Origin of the sequence: Flavobacterium sp. LAR06 (assembly GCF_041946075.1) — a bacterium.
Classification (GTDB): Bacteria; Bacteroidota; Bacteroidia; order Flavobacteriales; family Flavobacteriaceae; genus Flavobacterium.
Window position 1 is genome coordinate 47820 of record NZ_JAUTYT010000012.1, and the last position, 20770, is coordinate 68589.

A 20770-nucleotide genomic window follows, 5' to 3' on the forward strand; every position below is an offset into this window, starting at 1 on the left:
TTCTGGAAGTTTCCTATTTTCTTTTAAATCTTCAACAGCTTTTCTATTCTCTTTCTAATTTTTTTTAATCCTTTACTTAAGAGTAAAATTAAATAATACTGAATTATAATTTCTACATATACAAAATATGAAATGACTTTATTTTTATAAAAAACTTTTAATACAGATAAATTATTTTTTCGAGAATTATAGCGATGATAATATAAGAAGTAATCACTTAAATAATTTTTTAAATAATTTGATTTGCTACTCAATCCATTTTCATCCAATTTTTTTAAAATATCCGGAACAAACAAATTTAATGAGTTACCGTAATTTTTAGCAAAACTATTTTTATCTTTAATAGGAGCTACCATGTAAATACTATCTGGTGTGACGTTAGTAAAAACAGTATAATGGTCTTTTGACAAAATCATAGCCCTAATATGAACCTCAGGATCATTTAATCTCGGATACAACTCATTAAAACCATTTAATTTTTTTATAAAATTAATATCCCAAGTTGTACACATAGTCTGCCAATAAATTTTATATGACAAAAATTCATTGAGATAATTATTACTTATTGGTATTTTGACAGCATGTTTATTTTGATTTTCATTTTGAATAAACATAGGAAATACCCAAAAGTCATTTTCTTGATTTTTTTGAATCTTTGAAATTCTATTTTCAACACAAAAATTAAGCAAAACATCATCTGAATCTAAAAAAATAATGTATCTACCTTTTGCGTTATCCAATCCATAATTTCTACAAGAACTAGCTCCTTTAGGCTTATAATTTGGTTTAGCGAAATAATTAAATCGAGAATCTTTTTCTGTGTATTCAGCAACTACAAAATCTGTATTATCTGTAGAACCATCATCAATAATAATACATTCCCAATTTTGATAAGTTTGTGCGCAAATTGAATCTAAAGTTTTTCCGATAATATTTGCTCGATTATACGTAGGAATTATTATCGATACAAGTGGCTTATTCATTTACAATTGCATATTGAATTATTTCATTAAGTTTCTGTAAATGTCTTTCCATAGAAAAAAGACATTGGATTCTTTGTTTTCCATTTTCACCCAACTTCATTGCTAATTCTTTATCTTCAAGAAAAACTAACATTTTGTTGGCCATGGCGTCAACATCATGCTCCTTAACTAAAAAACCGGTTTCTCCATCAAGAATGACATCTGAAATTCCAGCATGAAAAGTTGAAATAACAGGCAAGCCAGCGGCACTTGCCTCTAAAACAGCAACAGGAGTTCCTTCTTGGTCACCATTAATTGCAGTTACAGAATGCTGAACAAAAGCGAGAGCGTTTTCTAAATAATTAGTAAACTCTTCTTTTGATAAAATACCCGGTAACAGAACATTCTTTTCAATTTTTAAATGATAAACTAAATTTTTACAAACTTCAAATAAATTACCACCACCTCCGATAATCAATTTAGCATTTGGGTATTTTTTTAGAACCTGATTAAAGGCCAAAATAGTATAATACGGAGCTTTTTTTTCTACAAACCTCCCTATACCAATAAAAGTATCCTCACTAAATTTAGGATTAACATCAAAAAAAATATCGTTTGGGCCGCAAGGATTATATGTTACTTTTTCTCTAGGACATCCTAGTTCAATTAGACGGTTTTGCATTGAAGTTGAAACTGCAATTACAAATTTACTATAACTGAAAACTTCTAAATAATTATTGCATTTTTCAATAGTTGAGTAAACTGATGCATCATATCCATGAAAATGTGTAATCAATGGAATTTGTAAAAATTTACAAATTTTAACTAAACGATGTCCTACCGGGCCGTAATGAGCAAAAACTAATTGGATTTTATTTTTCTTCAGAGAGGCGATAAAAGCCAACTCTTCAGGTTTAAAAGTGGTAAAACGAAATTTTCGCCTTATTTTATAAAACAAAAACTCTTTTGTCTTGAGAAGTAAGCCAAAACCTTCTAAGTGCGTTGGAAGATTAGCTCCATAGTAATAAAAGACTTGAGCTTCCAAGCCTTTTTTTTGAGCTTGAATAAATGTTTCGGAATAGGCATTAAATGATGGTGATACCATCGCGATTCTATTTTTTTGCAACACCATATAATCCTGTTATCATTTGGCCTTCTTTAAAAGTAACTTTTATCTTTTTATCTTTCTTTATTAAAAAGAGAATTATTGGTTTTAATAAAAAAGATAGAGCATTACGCTTTATCGGTTTCATTGGTGATCTTCGTACCCATAAACCAATCATTTGTGCCATCGATGCATGCCAACCACCTAGAGCTTTTATTTCAATATTATTAAATCCTGAGTTTTTCAAATGACGTTCTAATGAAAAAGGAGTATAACGATATTCATCATGAGGTACCTCATGTAGATTCCACAAAAAAGGAACAGTAAAAAAAAAGATCCCTTCTTTTTTTAAGACCCTGTTTACTTCCTTCAAAACTATTTCTGGATTAGGGCAATGCTCTAAAACTTCCGTTCCGAAGGCACAATCGAAAGTATTGTCTGAAAATGGCATTGTTTTACCGTCCCATGTATAATCAGGCTTTACAACCGAATCATAAATTAAGGCTCCCTCTATATCAAGTCCTACATAATTGCTTACTGTACTATTTTTTAAGATATAATTTTTATAAGGCATTTTACCACATCCAATATCTAATAAATTAGCTGTTAACCTAGGTAATACTGTCTTTAGAGAGTCCAAAATTGAGGTTCTGATATAATATCTATCCAAATTGACTTTATTAAATTCGATGTCTATAAAATCTTTATCCATTATGATATTTTCTTATAAATAGCCAACACATTTCTACCGTTAATAAAGCGACATAAAATTTTCTTTAAAGCTTTTGGAAAAAACCTATTAAAAAATATCAGAGATTTTCTTATAAGTAAATTCTTATTGTTTTTTAGTTGGAAATTAATAAAATAATTATACGATTCTTCTAAAGGTTCAAATTTTAAATGTTCAAGCTTAACTTTAAAAATAGTTTCCAAAGACTTTAACGCTTTTTTATTCCACAAACCTGCATGATGTGGTGGCAAATTAAGAGTATGCAATCTGTCATTTACAAATAAATATGGATTATTATTAGGTACACCTATTATTAATTTACCATTTTCATTAATTGTTTCAAGAGATGCTTCTATAAAATCATATACATCTGTTATATGCTCTAATACTTGGAAAGAACAAACAACATCATATTTACCCTTATTAATATTTGCCTCCTCTTGAATTAATCTTTGCTGAACATTTAATCCGTTCGATGCACATTTTGAAACAGCATAAGAATTAAGTTCTAATCCTTTTGTATTAATTACATCATTCATTTTTAACAAATTCAAAAATGAACCAAAGCCAGAACCAATTTCAAGTAAAGAGTCTTCTTTATTCACATATTCAAGCGTTTTTTTGTGCTCCCATCTATCAGAATAATAATTTTTTCTATTTTTTGAAAGGTCTTCATAAAATTCTTTATCTCCAATTAATGAAAAAGGAAAATAAAACTTATAACCTGTATCAAGACATTCATATAAAGAAACTACAAGTTCTTTATCAAAGAACCTTTTTACGTCGATATTAATCTGTCTTTTATAGTTATCTATAACCTGATCAGAATCTACTTCAAATATCTTTCTAATATTTGCTTTTTTAGTTAAAGGACTTACAATCATGGGGCAATCTTTTTTATAGTCCAAGCTGTTTCTTTTTCTTTATAAACTGCTGAATTATTTTGATAATAATATTCTCTTTTTTCGCTTAATAATATTTCAAAGCTACATGCTTCATATATTTGATCAAATCTCTTTTTTAAAAAATTATCTGCAAAAAAAACATTTAATTTATAAATTCCTGGATAGAGACTCAACTTTTTAATTTCAGAAATCAATTCATAAGTTCCTACTTCATGACAGAAAGGAATTTCTTTAAACAAATTTAATTCATGAACTACAGGAACATCATTCATAGAAACAATTTGATATGAAACGGCAGGATCAGTCAATTTATAAGGCGTGGATAAAGTTATCTTTATTTTAAGATCTTTATTGAAATCATGATAAAAACTACCAGGATTAGCAATAATTTCAATTTCCTTTATATAAGGAACGTCGAGTTTTATATCTGACGTATAAATATTAGATTTATTATAATCTGCATTTAAATAATGTTCAATTGATTGCTCAATTCCTCCTTCATAAACAACTTTTCCATGTTCTAAAACAATTCCTTTAGTACAAAGACTTTTAACCGCCGCCATATTATGACTCACAAATAAAACTGTCCTTCCACCTTGTCTGGAAATATCCTGCATTTTACCAATAGCTTTCTTTTGAAATTCAGCATCACCAACAGCTAATACCTCATCAATAACCAAAATTTCAGGCTCTAAAAAAGCAGCTACTGCAAATGCCAAACGAACAGTCATTCCAGAACTATATCTTTTTACAGGTGTGTCAATATAGCGCTCACAACCAGAAAACTCAATAATTTCATCAATTTTAGATGCTATTTCTTTTTTAGTCATTCCTAAAATAGCACCATTTAAATAAATGTTCTCCCGTCCTGTCATCTCACCATGAAAGCCAGTTCCTACTTCCAGAAGTGAAGCAATGCGTCCACGCGATTTAATACTACCGGTTGTTGGAGCTGTTACTTTTGAAAGTATCTTAAGCAGTGTTGATTTTCCAGCTCCATTTTTACCAATGATCCCTATAACTTCACCACGCTCCACTTCAAAATTGATTTCCTGCAAAGCCCATACATAATCTGAAGTTCCTTTTGTAGAGCGGTCATTAGTATCCCCTATTTTTAAGTATGGGTTCTCTTTCCCACGGATTTCATGCCACCATCTATTAAAATCGTGACTCAATGTACCAGTACCAACTTGTCCTAAACGATATTGTTTAGAAATATTCTCTGCCTTTAAAATAATGTCTTTTTTCAATTGTGAACTGTGAAATGTAGGTTGTGAATTATCTAGAAATAAATTGGAGTTTAAACAGTATCTATAAAGCTTTTTTCTGTTTTATTAAAAATCAAAAGTCCTATAAAAAAAACAGCTATAGTTACGCCTAAAGTATAAGATAATCCTAAAACGGAAATTTCACCCACACCTAAAAGCATGTAACGAGCTGTTTCTATAACATAAGCCAAAGGGTTATATTCCACGATCCAGCCATATTTGGGTAGTTTTTCTTTTATCAGCTCCATCGGATACATAACTGCAGATAAATACATAAGCAATTGTATTCCGAAACCAACTAAATAACTGAAATCGCGATACTTGGTCACCATAGAGGAAATGATCATACCTAAACCTAATCCTAAAATCCCCATGATAATAATTAAAACAGGGAAAAACAGAACAAAACTATTTAAGTTTAAATCGGCTCCTTTAAAATAAAAGATGATATAAAAGATAACAAAGATTGTAAATTGAATTCCAAATTTGATTAAATTAGAAATTACAACAGATAGCGGTGTAATAAATCTTGGGAAATAAACTTTTCCAAATATACCTGCATTAGATTTAAAAGTATCTGAAGTACCATTTAAACAGGAAGTAAAATAATTCCACACCATAATACCAGCCAGATTAAACAAAAAAGGAGGAACAGTTCCTGTATCAATTCCTGCAACATTATTAAAAATGATAGTAAAGGTAATAGAGGTAAATAAAGGCTGGATTAAGTACCAAAGCGGCCCTAAAACGGTTTGCTTGTAAACGGTAATTACATCTCGTTTTACAAAAAGAAATAATAAATCTCTGTAGTGCCAAACCTCTTTAAGGTTTAATGTGAAGAATTTATTTTTTGGCGTTATTTCAAAAAGCCATTCATTGTTATTATCTGTAGTATTCATTTCTATATTGCTCACAAATTAAGTTGTAAGATTTTTATTTTAAATTCAGATTCTTTCTTTCTGTTCGTTGCAAATTAACAAGATTTTTAGTCGGTTAAAAATTCCCAAAAAAGCGAAAAGGCGTTTTAAAAAAACACCTTTTACTATTATCTATTTGATTTATATATTAAATCTTATTTATCTAAAACTTCAAAAGCAGAGTTCATGCTTTTAAATTCAGGAACAATTTTTTTCATTTTAGTAACAATATCATCATTGTCATAAAAATCTGCAATGCCAATTAGCTCATCAATCTCAGTGTGAAGATTTTCATATTCATCTTGAATTTCCTGTGCAATCATAATTTTATTATGATAGGTTGGCAACGTTTTAGAAGTATCATTTAATAATTCCTCATATAATTTTTCTCCAGGTCTTAAACCTACAATTTTTATCTTTATTTCTTTATCCGGAATGAATCCTGCTAATTTGATCATTTTTTTCGCCAGATCGATAATTCGTACCGGTTTACCCATGTCAAAAATATAAATTTCACCTCCGTTACCCATAGCACCAGCTTCCAGCACTAGCTGACAAGCTTCAGGAATAGTCATAAAATATCGAATAATATCCTGATGCGTTATCGTAACAGGTCCTCCCTCGGCTATTTGCTTTGTAAATAATGGTACTACAGATCCATTTGATCCTAAAACATTTCCAAAACGCGTTGTAATAAACTTTGTTACACCACTGTCGCCATTTTCTTTTTGATTTTTCAGGAATAAAGACTGTACATACTTTTCTGCTATTCGTTTACTCGCTCCCATCACATTGCTTGGATTGACAGCCTTGTCTGTTGAAACCATAACAAACTTTCTAACACGATATTTACAAGATAGGTCAGCTAAGTTTTTAGTTCCCTTAATATTGGTTAAGATTGCCTGTGATGGATTTTCTTCCATCAAAGGAACATGTTTGTATGCAGCAGCATGAAAAACAACATGAGGGTTATAATTTTTAAAAACTTTTTCTAAAGCTTTTTTACTTTTCACATCAGCAATTACTGCAACAATTTTTGTTTGTGAATTCATTGCCAATGTCTCCAAACACAAATTATGAAGAGGTGTCTCAGCATGGTCCAATATTATTACTACTTTCGGATTGAATCCCAGAACTTGCCTAACAATCTCGCTTCCGATAGATCCTGCCGCACCAGTAATAAGAATTGTTTTTTCTTTCAATTGTTTAGAAATTGACTTACTATCCAAAACAATTGGTTTTCTTTCTAACAAATCCTCGATTTGAATGTTTTTTACTTTTTGAGAAATCTCTTTTTGATTTTCCCAATCCGAAATCAACGGAACTGTATATACTCTGTAATTAAATTCTAAACATTGATCAACTATAATCAATTGCTCTTCTTTAGATAAACTTTTATCTGCGATAATTACTCCTTCAGCAGCTACAGAGCGCATTAAAGCGGGTAGCTTCTTTCTTAAAATCAAAATAGGTAAATCTAGCATTCGCTTAGATGCATTTTGATTGTTTTTATCCACAAAACCAACAATTTTAAATCTTGAAGGCGTTTCAAATTTCAAAGCATTTGCTACTGAAATAGCATTTGCGTCTGTTCCGTAGATTACGGTTCTTATCAGTTTAGAATTTGTCTTTTCTGAAAAATATAATTCAAAAGTTTGTTTTACTATAACACGATATAAAAACAATCCACAGAAGGATAAAACCAGATTAATGAAAAGTGCTGTATTTAAAAATGCTTTATGTCCTGTATATAATTCAAAAACTAAATTGAAAAATAAAAAGAACACCAAAACCGACATTTGAGAAAATAAAAGTTTTATTGCATCTATATAGGATGAGTGCCTAATAATACCTGAATAAGTCCTAAATAACCAAAAGAAAAATATATTCACAGCAATTAGACTTGCTACAAAGTAAAAGTCGTAAGAAGTAATAATATAACCTAAAGCCGTTCCTTCAAACAGCATATAGGTGAATGTAAAAGAAAAAGCCAGAACCAATACATCAATTCCAATAATAATCCACCTAGGCAAATAACTAAGATTATTTATCTGGGCTCTTAGATTCCTTGGAGAGAATGAATTATGCAATAAATCGGCTATTTTGGTCTGCTTATCTGTATTCAATTTGATTAGGTTTGATTTTGTAAATCTTGTATGTATTACAAAAATACAAATTAAAGGCTTTCATTACATATATAATGTGTGTAATTTAAATTTTACCCCCTTTTTTCTTCTGCTTCAAAAATTCAATTAGGTATGCTCCGTAACCCGATTTCACTAATGGTAGAGCTAATTCTTCTAATTGACGATCATTTATAAATCCCTGCCTCCATGCAATTTCTTCAATACAGCCCACTTTTAATCCTTGTCTTTCTTCTAAAACCTGAACAAATTGCCCTGCCTGCATCAAGCTGTTAAACGTTCCTGTATCCAGCCAGGCTGTACCTCTACTTAAAATACCAACTTTTAGTTGCTCCTTTTTTAAATACACTTTATTTACATCTGTAATTTCATATTCACCACGAGCACTCGGCTTAATATTCTTGGCAATTTCTACCACAGAATTATCATAAAAATAAAGTCCTGGAACTGCGTAATTGGACTTTGGCTCTTTTGGTTTTTCTTCAATAGAAATCGCTTTAAAATTTTCATCAAACTCTACCACTCCATATCGTTCGGGATCAGAAACATGATAAGCAAAAACGACACCGCCATTGGGTTTAGTGTTTGATTTAAGCAATTCCTGCATATTAGATCCAAAAAATATATTATCTCCTAAAATTAAAGCTACGTCATCACTTCCAATAAACTCTTCTCCAATTACAAAAGCTTGTGCTAATCCATTTGGAATTGCTTGCTCTGCATAACTGAATTTACATCCTAAACTGGATCCGTCTCCTAATAACTTTTTAAAATTTGGTAAATCATGTGGTGTTGAAATAATTAATATTTCATTGATTCCAGACATCATCAATGTTGACAATGGGTAATAAATCATTGGCTTATCGTAAACCGGCATCATTTGCTTGCTCATGGCAAGTGTCAAAGGATGCAATCGTGTACCAGAACCTCCTGCTAAAATAATTCCTTTCATATTTCCTGATTTTAGATTTTAGATTTCCTTGTAATATCTTTAATCCAATTTATAAAATCCATGCAATTTTATACGAACATTTTTTTTAAACTTTTTTTATAATTTAGAATATGTAAATTATAAATCTCTTTTATTTTTTTCTTATCCAGTAATGAAAACTCAGGTCGTTTTGCAGGAGTTGGATAAGATGATGAAGGAATGCCACAAACTTTACAGGAGTAATTCCCTAATTCCTTTATTGCCAATGCAAATTCGTACCAGCTTATTTCTCCTTCGTTTGAATAATTATAAATCCCCGGAATCCATCTTGGAGATTCTAAGATAACCATCATAGCATTTGCTAAATCTGGCGCATAAGTTGGTGATCCAATCTGATCATTAACCACATTAATTGCCTCTCTTTCCAGCATCAAACGCTGCATGGTTTTGACAAAATTATTTCCAAATTTACTATACACCCAAGATGTTCTTATAATAATAGAATTTGGATTTTCTCTTAAACATGCTATTTCACCAGCCCTCTTACTTTGACCGTATATATTTATTGGATTTGTTTCAGCATCTTCACTTAAAGCTGAAGAAGAAGATCCATCAAAAACATAATCCGTAGAAACTTGAATTAATTTTACATTATTCTTTTCTGCATATTTTGCTATTACTTCAACAGCTAAATGATTGATAGTAAAAGCCAATTCCTTTTCTATTTCTGCTCTATCCACTGCCGTATAAGCAGCACAATTTAAAATTACGTCGGGATTTATTTCGTCCAGCTGAATCGAAAGTTTATCCAGATCATCCAATGTAACTTTATTTCTGTCAGCAAAAAACCATTTATATTGAGGATATTCTGATGATAAAACAGCAAATTCAGATCCCAGTTGTCCATTAGACCCCGTTACAAGGATTTTTTTCATTAAAATAAGCTATTACAATTTCCAATTAAAGGAAGAATTTGGTCTTTTTCAGAAACTATTGCTTCTTCTAAATTTATTCCCCAATCAATATTTAGTGATGGGTCATCATACTTAATTCCCCCTTCAGAATCTTTATTATAAAACTCATCACACTTATACAGAACCGAAGCATTTTCACTTAAAACTGAAAAACCATGCGCAAAACCTTGTGGTACTAAAAGCTGTTTTTTGTTTTCACCTGATAAGACTATACTGAAAGATTTACCGTAAGTTGGAGATTCTTTTCTTAAATCTACGGCAACATCAATAATTTCACCTTCTAAAACACGGATCAATTTTGCTTGTGCAAATGGAGGGTTTTGGTAATGCAGACCTCTTAAAGTACCTTTTTTAGAGAATGATTGATTATCCTGAACAAAATTTAATTCTATTCCGAAATCTCTGAATTTCTTCTTATTATAGGCTTCAAAAAAAAAACCTCTTTCGTCCCCAATAACAGATGGTTCAATAATTATAAGGTCATTTATAAATGTTTTCTCTATTTTCACGCTAAATTATAGTGTCGTTAATTTTTGTTTTTTTATTTAAAAAAGGCATTAAAAACATCTTTAATTCTCAATTTATCTTCAACTGTCAAATTTGATCCTGAAGGCAAACACAAACCATTTTCAAATAATTTCTCAGCAACATTATTTCCGTAATAAGGATAACTTTCAAAAACGGGCTGTAAATGCATTGGCTTCCAAAGTGGCCGACTTTCTATTCCTTCTGCTTCAAGTGCTAATCTTAAATCTTCTCTGGTTTTTCCTCCTGTTTTATCAGGATTAACAATTATTGCAGACAACCAATGATTAGAATAATAATCAGTATTAGGTTCTGTAAAAACAGTGATTCCTTCAATGCTTTCAAAGTAAGATGAATAGAATTGATTCATCTCTCTTCTCAGTTGTATGTGAGCATCCAAAACTTCCATCTGTCCACGACCGATTCCTGCACAAATATTACTCATTCGATAATTATATCCTACTTCACTATGCTGATAATGTGGAGCATTATCACGAGCTTGCGTTGAAAGAAATACCGCCTTATCTTTTGTTTCCTTACTTTGTGTTACAATGGCCCCGCCACCAGAAGTGGTAATAATTTTATTTCCGTTAAAAGAGAGAGCCGCTATGTCTCCAAACGTACCGCATTTTTTATTTTTATAATGGCTACCTAAAGCTTCAGCACTATCTTCTAAAACTGGTATACCGTACTTATCAGCAACCGCATGTACTTCATCTACTTTATAAGGCATTCCATAAAGATGAACTGCAATGATTGCTTTTGGCTTCTTACCTTTTGAAGTCCTATCTACAATAGCGCTTTCAAGTGCATGCGGACATAAATTCCATGTTTCATTTTCGCTATCAATAAAAACAGGAGTTGCCCCTAAATACATAATTGGATTCGCAGATGCAGAAAAGGTCATACTCTGACAAATAACTTCATCTCCAGCTTTAACTCCTAATAAAATCAATCCTAAATGAATCGCCGCTGTTCCAGAGCTTAATGCACCTATATGTGCATTTGATTTTAAGTATGTTTCTAAATCCTTTTCGAAACCATTTACATTTGGACCCAATGGAGCAATCCAATTAGTATCGAAAGCTTCTTGTACATATTTTTGCTCATTCCCACCCATATGCGGAGATGATAACCATATTTTTGAATTATTCATTTAGTTTATTATATTTTATTATTTTCCCTGGATTTCCAACAACTACGGCAAAATCTGGCACATCTTTTATAATAACTGCCCCAGCCCCAATTGTAGCCCATTTCCCAATCTTTATTCCTTGAATCATACAAGCTCCTATCCCTACATGTGTGCCTTCCCCAATAGTAATATTACCTGCCAAAGATGCATTTGGAGATATATGAACAAAATCACTAATTATACAATCATGCTCTACAATTACGCCCGTATTAATAATACAATGTTTTCCAATGTTTGAATCAGCATTTATTATAGCTGACGCCATAACAGCCGTTCCTTCTCCAATCTTTACACTTTCCGAAATGATAGCACTACTATGAATTGCTGTAAAAAAAGTACAATCTATTTTTGAAGCTAACAATTTACGCACATGATTACTACCTATTGAAATAAGCATTTTACCAGACTGTAAAGTTGCTAATTTTACAGGTTTAAAAATTGGTACATTGTTAATTGTCTCCCATTTAGGTTGATCATCAAAAATAGCCGTTACATAAAGGTTATTTGTTTTCAAAACATCTATAATAACCTTACAATGCCCACTGGCTCCATACAGATATTTAAGATCCTCCATTAAATTTTTCCGTTGTAGCAACATTGGCTGCATTAATACCTTCACTTTTAACTACTTTTTGTGCTGTTTTTAGTAATATCTTAAAATCTAAGCTAAAGGAAATATTGTTGACATACCAAACATCGAATTCAAACTTTTGATTCCATGAAATTGCATTTCTTCCATTAACTTGTGCCCATCCGGTGATTCCTGGTTTAGCATTATGTCTTTGTTTTTGAAATTCGTTATATAATGACAAATACTCCGGCAATAAAGGACGTGGACCAACCAAGCTCATATCTCCTTTTAAAACATTTATTAATTGTGGTATTTCATCGAGAGATGTTTTCCTTACAAATAACCCAATTTTAGTTAACCTTTCAGCATCTGACAAAAGATGTCCGTGAATATCTTTTTTATCATTCATAGTTTTAAATTTGATAATTTTAAAAATCTTACCATATTTACCTGGTCTTGACTGAAAAAAAAATGGTTTTCCTTTATTGGCAAAAAATAATCCGATGATAACAATTAAAAATATCGGACTTAAAATTATAAAACCAAAGAAAGCAATAGAAAAATCAAGCGCTGGCTTAATAATTAATTTATACATGCTGTTTTTGAATTACGTTAACAAACTCTTTGCATAATATTGACTTATCGAAATTTTGAAGTGCCAACTTTCTTGATTCCTCACCCATTAGAGTTACAACATGAGGAGTTTGCTGCAAGTATTTTATTTTATCAACCAATTCTTTTGGAATATTTGGATTAACATAATAACCGCAATTATTTTGCTCCACTAAATCTTTAGTCCAGCCGGCCGAATTTACGATAACAGGCTTGCCTGCTGAAAGCGAATCAAATAATTTATTAGGAGAGTTAGTGTACAAAATAGGTAAATCCATAAAACTCACAATAGAAACATCACAAAAATTAACAATTTCGGAGGTTTGTTTCATTGAAAATTCGCCTAAAAATCGAACATTAGATAAATTAAATTTTTCACATTCCGCTCTCAAACTAGCTTCGGTCGCCCCGCCACCCAAAAATATAAATTCAACTGTTGAATCATCTTTTAAAATTCTAGCAGAATCAATAATTGTCATTGCTCCATTTGCAATACCTAATGATCCAAAATGAATAATTTTAAAACTTTCTGATTTCAATCCTAATTCATTCATTAAGGCGTTATCTTTTGTTCTTGGCCAAAATTCATCTTTTTTAGACATATTTGGAATCATAGAAACTTTGTCCTCAGAAACATATTTTAAAACTCCCTCCTTCATTCCTGGTGAAAGCGCAATAATATGTTTTGCATTTTTATAAATCGTACGTTCAAACAAAACAGCTAACCTTTGAACAAATTTATTTTTTAATCCTCCCATCTGTATTGGAACTTCAGGCCAGAGGTCTCGAACTTCAAAAACATATGGAATCTTCTTAAATCTACTTAAAACAAGCGCAGGAAAACCGATTGTTAAGGGTGTAGATGTAGCAATTACTAAATCAATATTTTTTTGTTTAAGGGCAATTGTAGTTGATTTTAGCATAAAATTAAAATAAGCAAAAATCCTTCTGAAAACAGACATTTTTTGATCGTACTTCTCGCCAATATAGATTACATTAATTCCTTCTATCTTTTTTAATTCAATTTTGTTCGCTAGCTTATTTGAGGATGTTAGCATTGTAACCTGGTATCCTTTTTTTATTAATTCTTTTGCTATCCAATAGGATCTGGTACCTCCTGGTTCTTCAGGTGTTTTGAAATATTGGTGAATATAAAGAATGTTTATCATATATGTACTTTCAATAAAAGTCTAAATTATTTTTCTATTTATAACGGAATATATTACCTTAAAATATATGCTTTTTTATATATTTCATGATATGTAGATGCTATATTACTCCAGTTATGATTCATTAATATATTATCTTGATCCAACGAATAATTGCTATAGTTATTTATCACTTTTATTATTCCTTTCGAAATAGCTTTTACTTCATTAGCATTAACAGCTTCTCCAATTCCATTATAAAAGCCATCAATTCCATCGTTTTCAGAATAAATAACGGGTAAACCTTGAGAAATCGCTTCAAAATATACTAATCCAAAAGTCTCTACTTTGGATGCCATTAAAAAAACATCAGATTTTCTAAAAACTTGTAAAAGATTCTCTTTATCTGAAATCTTTCCCAAATATTCAAAGTAACTTTTCTTTTTAATAAATTTTAAAATTGAAGCTTCCTCACTTCCCGAACCTCCAACCAGTGTTAAACGACAATTATAACCATCTTTTCGGACCAATTCAACAGCCTGAAGCATTGCCATAATATTCTTCCTTTTAATAAAACTGCCGATATACAACAAATTAAAATCAAAACCCTTTTTAATCTGTTTAGAACGACTGTTTACAATCCAAAATTTGTCAATACCATTAGGAATTACAATTGATTCTCCGAAAAACCTATTGCTTAACAATACATGAAATTGCTTCTCAATAACCTTAGAAATAAAAATAATTTTACTTGCATTTTTAAGAATCTCAATACCGTATGGCCTTAAGAAGAATAAATATTTATAAAAAATATTTATATCCGTAGTCCTAATGGCTACCACATACGGTATATTATACTTTTTATTTATTTCGTATGCTACTCCTCCATCACTATACCAAGTATGAGCATGAATCAAGTTTATTTTTTTTAAATCAACTTTATCCTCAATATCTTTTAGAATCTTTGTTATTTTTATAGGATAAAATAATCTATCACTAAAATTATTCAAAATATTAGAATAGATAATTTCACTATCTTCATTTTTAAAATCTATCTTATTTTTGTTGATTCTGCTTATTTCCCTAACAGGATTATAAACCACTTGAGAGAAAGCTAATCCATCTAATTCGCTTATTAAATTTTTATAAACTGTCGACCCAGAAAAGTCATTTGTCAAATGCAAAATTCTCATTAACCTAAATATTGTTATTTGTCAATATAAAAATAGCATCTTCAATATTCATAATAACTTTCTTTTGTTTAGCATTTTTATTAGGCATTAACTTAATACTCTTGCCTGAATAAGTATTACTTATTTTGTCAAAATCTTTAAAATCAATTTTAGATTTTTGTTTATATTCCCAATCCTCTATTTTTGTTTTATTTTTACTTAAATAGGCAAACGCATTTTTCAGAGGATAACCTCCATTAACTTGGTAATCAACAAGATTAACATTCACATTCTTATACATTTGATTAATTTTTAACCAATATTCTAAATTTGCAACACTATAATTCCAAGGACTAGATCTTTTAACTTCTAAGGGTTGCTTTCCATCGTTTTCAAATTGAATCTCCAAGAGGCGTTTCAAATTATCCTGCTGAATTTTTTTCAATTTATCTTCTTTTCCTAACAAAAGATAAAATGATATTCGCTGCATATGATAAGATGTTCCTATGTTGTTTTTAAGATCAAATCCTTTAGCTCCTATTTCACTATTTTCTAACCAATCTAAATATGCAGAAAACCATCCTTTAATACTACTATAATCTTTTTCTTGAAAATTATCACTGTTAGCAATTAATTGCATGCCATCAATTAAATCAACAAAAAACCTAGTTTCAATTGTCCCTTCAATTCTGCCTTTATTGACTCCTTTAATAAATTGAGCATGGTTTAAATTAGGATTCATCTTGGTTTTATCATTTACAAACCATGTTCTTAATAAAAAATTTGCTTTTTGTATGTACTTCTCGTCTCCCGAAAAATAATACAATAATCCCAAAGTTTTAATATAAGAAGATAGCTTAACTAAATTGTTATAATCCTTAACTGATTTTACTTCTGGATTCACCTTGCCATCAATTGCCACATAAGGCAAACCATCCTTTTTATTAGGATTTGGCCACCAATATGTAGCTAAACTAACATAATCATGTATGTCAGTACTACTTGCAGTCAATTTTTTTTTCGTTACACTTGGTAAGGGTGCTGCTAGAACTATTTCACCTTCTTTTTGCAGTCTTTGGTATGCTGTCGTTACATTTACATCTGAATTTAGTTTCAGTATTTTCTTGTTCTGTAACAATACATCATTATCTAAACTGAATGCTTTTTTGCTTTGTGAATATCCTATATTAAAAACATTCATAAATAATACTATCAATAATATCTTTCTCATTTTCTTTAATTAATTTCAAAAAATCTATTTGTCATTTTTTCATAATTCTGTTTAGCTTCAAACTTGTTTAACCAGGTTTCATAAGCTTTAATACGTTTATTGAAATAATCACTCCTCTCAATATTTTCTAATTTTTCGACTAGCTCTCTCAAACCTATTTCTGTATTTATTAAAAAACCATTTTGATCATTAACTATCTCAGATGTCCCTCCAACATTAGTAGCTATAGCAGGGATTCCATAAGAAAAACTTTCCATAATACTAACAGGTAATCCTTCATACTGAGAAGTGTTAATAAACCAATCATAGTAATTATTCTCATACATTTCTTCAATTTGCTTTTGATTCAAATGACCATATAAGACAAAAGTAATGTTTGGCTGAATTCTTTCATTAATATATTCTTTAAGATTGCCCATTAAATCTCCATCACCAAAATGATGCCATTCAATTTGAATGTTCTCATTCATAGCCAGCAATACATCGTATATTAAATGCACCCTTTTTAATCCATAAACATTACTACAACTAACAAATCGAATTTTCTTATCCATAGTTTGTATAGAACAAGTACCGACATTATTAAAAACTCCCAAATAGCTTAAAAAAATTTTACTTTTTGAAATTTCATAATGATTAAGTAATGTTTCTTGTATATCCTTTGAAATTGGCAAAAGTAAATCGGCTGTTTGGTAAATCTTACTTCTTAAAGGCAGGTAGCCATTATTACGATTAAGATAAAAATCACCTCCATGCATTCTGACAATCCTTTTAAAGGAAGAAATTTCATCTGAAACAAAAAAAGGAATTTCTGCCCAATAAGAATATAGGTAAGAATTTTTAGGTAAATCCATTTTTATTAACACAGAAAGACCTTTACTATATAACATCCAGGAATTAATCCATTTTTTAAATCGAAAAATACTCTTATAAACTTTTCCCGAGAAAAAATCACTAATCCAAAGACTATTATATTTAAAACATCCAATTCCTTCAATAAACCGCCCTATTCCTTGCTTTAAAATTGGCTCAATGACGATTACGTTTTCAGGAACAACTCTTCTAATACCACTTTTTGTAGGATTATAAATTGGAACAATATACACTTTATCAAAGGCTTTGGATAGAAATACCAATTCATTTTCAAAATATGTCTCCCTTTTTCCAAAAGGATATGAAGCTGTAAAAACAGTCATTATCTTATTTGACATAATATGAATCTCTTTTATTAATATAAACAAGACAAACCAAAAATAATACTAAAAATGGATCTCCATTTGCTATGCCTTTAAAATTTAATAAAACAATCCAAAACAGCATCATAGAGAATAGTAATTGTATTTGTTTATTAGGTGAAAGTTTTTTTAAAATTTTATAATAAAAAAACTGAATTCCAAAATAGATAAGTGTACTGATAATTCCAAAATAGAACAAGAGTCTTACATATCCAACATCTGATCCCATATAATAACTTCCATCAGTCATCATCATTTGTCCATCACCAAAAAGCCATGTACTCAAGTTGTCTGGAAAAACATACATCGAAATTGTCGCATCAGACGAGCTTGTTCCAACTTCACCATTTTCAATAAAATTAATAAAGACTTCAAAAACAAAATTTAATATTATATCTAATCGATCGCCATCCATAAAATATTGAGCGATAAAATAAACTAAAATAAAAACAGGTATCGAAAAAGCAAAAATTTTGATCAATTTATAGATTCCCACAAATGGATTTTTACTTTGTAATAAAATAAAAGAAAAAATAGCAAGAAAAATGGCCACGAAAAAAAATCTTCCAGTCATCACTCCCGTAATCAGTATAATGACATATGCAATAAAATAAAAAGTTTTATTCTTATAAATAATCGAACCCTCTAAATAAGGTAAAACAGTTAAAATTAAGAGCGCAAATCCATATTTAATTACCCCACTAAAAAAACCACTACCAACACCAATTAGTCTTTTATTTAACAGTCCTGTTCTATCCAATAAACCTTGATTTGTTTCTGCCTTTAAAATTCCAATGTAAGTATCAAACAAGCCTGTACTAAAGAAAAAGATGAAAGAAACTATTGCCTGAATTAAAAAAATTATAATTAGCCAATCTAAAACATAAACAAAACTAAAATCTTTTTTATTTATTTTAAAAGCAAACACTATAGCATATGCAGAGAAGAAATAAAACAGTACACTTAAACACTCTTTAACGAAATATAAATCCCCTCCCATCGTATTTCGTAATTGAGCAAACAGAGCTATTAGAAAAACAAATATTGACAGGAATATGATCTTATAAATATTTACGTTTTTAAATATAGCACTTCTTAAATTAGGGGTAAAAACCAACAACACAATTCCAAAAAGTTGCAATATCCTGTCATTTGGAAGTGGTAAAAACTTAATAAAAACCGGATAAATATAACAAAATAGGCAAAAAATAATAAAGCACTTTTTCATTTACTTTGTATATACATACCTTTAAATACCCTAACTTTTTTTGCAATAATAGCAATATTCATGGCAGTATTGAAATTAAAATTTTTCTTTAAAAACAAAAACAGCCTATTCATTCGGTTAGATTTAATAAACTGAATTCTTTTGTTATACAGCTCAATGCTAGATGTTTTGTCAACAATTTCTCTATTTTTAATTGCAAGCATTTCTTCCTGATCAGTTTTAGAAAAAGTATCCTTATGTATACTTCTTAGCATAAAATCTGAGAATTCCTTATTCTTAATTGAGCTCATAATTGATCCTGGAGTTATCCGATATTTCAATAAAACTTCATTAAGAATTTCAACTTTATGATATTTTGCGATTTTAACCCATAAAAAATAATCTTCAAAATACTTCCCAATAGTTTCATTGTATCCTCCCAAATCTAAAACGACATCTCTATCAAAGATTACTGTGGGGTGTTTAAAAGGATTCCCAACTTTATTCATGAATTTTTTCAGAAAAGCATTCCCCGTATAGGGTGCATCAATGCAAAGTGTTTTACCTTCTTTATCAATCACTTCAACTGCAGACCCTACAAGTTTAAATTCAGGATTTTTAACTAAATAGCTCATTTGCACTTCAAAACGAGTCGGATATGCGATGTCATCAGCATCCATTCGGGCGATATATTTTCCTTTAGAAACTGCCAGTCCATGATTTAAGGAAGCCGCTAGTCCTTTATTAACTTGATCGATTAAAACTATTCTTGGATCCTTGAATGTTTTAATTATTTCAATTGAATTATCAGTTGATCCATCATTAATTAAAATTAACTCAAAATCCTTGTACGTTTGATCTAAAATACTTTGAATTGCTTCACTAACGTATTGCTGTGCATTGTAAATCGGTAATATTACACTTAATTTCATCAGAGCAATTTTACATTATCAAAATCTTGAAGCCAAGTTTCAAAAAAATTTTTATTCTTACCATAACTATTATCAAAAATGTAAACCTCTTTATTTAGTAAAACTGACAAAATAAAACCATGCAAACGAGTTGAATAAACTATATCATAAGGATTGATAAAATTGATTCCTTTTTTCAATAGCGACTCTTTATAGTTTCTCGAATTTAACCCATGTTTATCATCAACAAAAGAATTGAAAAATTTCCTTTTTATCATCCATCTGGAAGCTTTAATTTCTGCTCTAATACTGTAAGCTTGAATACGTCTTTTAAGTGTCCCTTGTGGATAAAACCCTGGCCAATCTTTTATGTCAAAATCAGTATTCGCATCAATAAGATCTTGTTGAACTTTTTTCAATATTACCTCGTCCCCCAATTCCTTATCGTATCTTTTTAAAACCAAAGTTTTATTCCTATCATTAGCTACTGAATGAAAATTGGTGTAATCTAAAAAAAATGCCATATCAGGAGCTAAAAACACTTTACATTTGTCAAAATATTTTAATGCAATTTCATAAGAAACACTATCTCTTACACATATAATAAGGTCTGGATGATTATTATAAATTAAAGCATCTTTTTCTATATTACTTTTATCATGATAATGAATCGTTTGCGGAAAAATAATAATTCTATTTTCTTTAAAATTTTCTATGATGCCGTTTCTGAATTCCTGATTTAAACGCCAAACATCACCAAAATTACCTCCACCATGTAAAAGTATAACATTATCTTTTTTTATCTTAGAATTCTGATGTGTATAAACATTACTTGTATACACTAATTTATGCTTGATACTCTTTAAAAATTCTAGTTCACCTTCCCAAATTAAAATATCACCTATATTGCGATGATTGGGAACGTCTAATAAAACATAATCGCTATTAATATAGTGCGAAATTGCGTTTATCACAATATTTCTTAAGTTCTCAATTTTTGCTTTATTATTGAAATCTTGTTTCATAA

General features: G+C 30.0%; 20 protein-coding genes. All 20 read right to left on the minus strand.

Annotated elements, in window-relative coordinates; translation table 11 throughout:
• Positions 1–23 precede the first annotated feature (23 nt).
• The 20 genes from Q7C23_RS17150 to Q7C23_RS17245 all read right to left on the minus strand — a co-directional run bounded on the left by Q7C23_RS17150 (position 24) and on the right by Q7C23_RS17245 (position 20768).
• Positions 24–983: a glycosyltransferase family 2 protein gene (locus Q7C23_RS17150; RefSeq protein ID WP_375033672.1), complete on the minus strand. Its 960-nt coding sequence runs from the start codon at positions 981–983 to the stop codon at positions 24–26.
• Positions 976–2067, minus strand: coding sequence for a glycosyltransferase (locus Q7C23_RS17155; protein WP_375033673.1), 1092 nt, complete (start codon positions 2065–2067; stop codon positions 976–978). Before Q7C23_RS17155 ends, Q7C23_RS17150 begins: the two co-directional genes overlap by 8 nt.
• Before the next feature lie 7 nt (positions 2068–2074).
• A complete protein-coding gene (locus Q7C23_RS17160) occupies positions 2075–2779 on the minus strand; it encodes a class I SAM-dependent methyltransferase (RefSeq protein WP_375033674.1) in 705 nt (234 codons plus the stop codon).
• Entirely contained in the window at positions 2779–3681 is a 903-nt protein-coding gene (locus Q7C23_RS17165) for a class I SAM-dependent methyltransferase (protein WP_375033675.1), read from the minus strand. The genes Q7C23_RS17160 and Q7C23_RS17165 overlap by 1 nt, the downstream gene beginning before the upstream one ends.
• The gene (locus Q7C23_RS17170) at positions 3678–4952 is read right to left on the minus strand and encodes a polysaccharide ABC transporter ATP-binding protein (RefSeq protein ID WP_375033676.1); all 1275 of its coding nucleotides are present in this window, start codon (positions 4950–4952) and stop codon (positions 3678–3680) included. Before Q7C23_RS17170 ends, Q7C23_RS17165 begins: the two co-directional genes overlap by 4 nt.
• A gap of 50 nt (positions 4953–5002) precedes the next feature.
• A complete protein-coding gene (locus tag Q7C23_RS17175; protein WP_375033788.1) occupies positions 5003–5869 on the minus strand; it encodes an ABC transporter permease in 867 nt (288 codons plus the stop codon).
• 173 nt (positions 5870–6042) lie between these two features.
• Positions 6043–8013 (minus strand): polysaccharide biosynthesis protein, encoded by a 1971-nt coding sequence (locus Q7C23_RS17180; protein ID WP_375033677.1) that lies wholly within the window; start codon positions 8011–8013, stop codon positions 6043–6045.
• An 85-nt stretch (positions 8014–8098) separates the two neighbouring features.
• Positions 8099–8983 carry a glucose-1-phosphate thymidylyltransferase RfbA gene (rfbA, locus tag Q7C23_RS17185; protein WP_375033678.1) on the minus strand — a complete coding sequence of 295 codons (885 nt, stop codon included), beginning with the start codon at positions 8981–8983 and terminating at the stop codon, positions 8099–8101.
• A 68-nt stretch (positions 8984–9051) separates the two neighbouring features.
• A complete protein-coding gene (rfbD, locus tag Q7C23_RS17190; RefSeq protein WP_375033679.1) occupies positions 9052–9897 on the minus strand; it encodes a dTDP-4-dehydrorhamnose reductase in 846 nt (281 codons plus the stop codon).
• Entirely contained in the window at positions 9897–10445 is a 549-nt protein-coding gene (gene rfbC, locus Q7C23_RS17195; RefSeq protein ID WP_375033680.1) for a dTDP-4-dehydrorhamnose 3,5-epimerase, read from the minus strand. The genes rfbD and rfbC overlap by 1 nt, the downstream gene beginning before the upstream one ends.
• A gap of 32 nt (positions 10446–10477) precedes the next feature.
• Complete coding sequence (locus tag Q7C23_RS17200; protein ID WP_375033681.1) at positions 10478–11617, minus strand: DegT/DnrJ/EryC1/StrS family aminotransferase; 1140 nt, start codon at positions 11615–11617, stop codon at positions 10478–10480.
• Positions 11610–12230 carry an acetyltransferase gene (locus Q7C23_RS17205; RefSeq protein WP_375033789.1) on the minus strand — a complete coding sequence of 207 codons (621 nt, stop codon included), beginning with the start codon at positions 12228–12230 and terminating at the stop codon, positions 11610–11612. The genes Q7C23_RS17200 and Q7C23_RS17205 overlap by 8 nt, the downstream gene beginning before the upstream one ends.
• Entirely contained in the window at positions 12217–12822 is a 606-nt protein-coding gene (locus tag Q7C23_RS17210; protein ID WP_375033682.1) for a sugar transferase, read from the minus strand. The genes Q7C23_RS17205 and Q7C23_RS17210 overlap by 14 nt, the downstream gene beginning before the upstream one ends.
• Positions 12815–14008 (minus strand): glycosyltransferase family 4 protein, encoded by a 1194-nt coding sequence (locus Q7C23_RS17215; RefSeq protein WP_375033683.1) that lies wholly within the window; start codon positions 14006–14008, stop codon positions 12815–12817. Before Q7C23_RS17215 ends, Q7C23_RS17210 begins: the two co-directional genes overlap by 8 nt.
• Before the next feature lie 53 nt (positions 14009–14061).
• On the minus strand, positions 14062–15180 hold the full coding sequence (locus tag Q7C23_RS17220) for a glycosyltransferase family 4 protein (RefSeq protein ID WP_375033684.1): 1119 nt from the start codon (positions 15178–15180) through the stop codon (positions 14062–14064).
• Positions 15181–15184: 4 nt separating this feature from the next.
• Entirely contained in the window at positions 15185–16390 is a 1206-nt protein-coding gene (locus tag Q7C23_RS17225) for an alginate lyase family protein (RefSeq protein WP_375033685.1), read from the minus strand.
• A 5-nt stretch (positions 16391–16395) separates the two neighbouring features.
• Positions 16396–17601, minus strand: coding sequence for a glycosyltransferase (locus Q7C23_RS17230; RefSeq protein ID WP_375033686.1), 1206 nt, complete (start codon positions 17599–17601; stop codon positions 16396–16398).
• A complete protein-coding gene (locus Q7C23_RS17235; protein ID WP_375033687.1) occupies positions 17591–18766 on the minus strand; it encodes an O-antigen polymerase in 1176 nt (391 codons plus the stop codon). Before Q7C23_RS17235 ends, Q7C23_RS17230 begins: the two co-directional genes overlap by 11 nt.
• Positions 18767–18849: 83 nt before the next feature.
• Entirely contained in the window at positions 18850–19764 is a 915-nt protein-coding gene (locus Q7C23_RS17240) for a glycosyltransferase (RefSeq protein ID WP_375033688.1), read from the minus strand.
• A complete protein-coding gene (locus Q7C23_RS17245; RefSeq protein ID WP_375033689.1) occupies positions 19764–20768 on the minus strand; it encodes a polysaccharide pyruvyl transferase family protein in 1005 nt (334 codons plus the stop codon). Before Q7C23_RS17245 ends, Q7C23_RS17240 begins: the two co-directional genes overlap by 1 nt.
• Between the last annotated feature and the right edge of the window lie 2 nt (positions 20769–20770).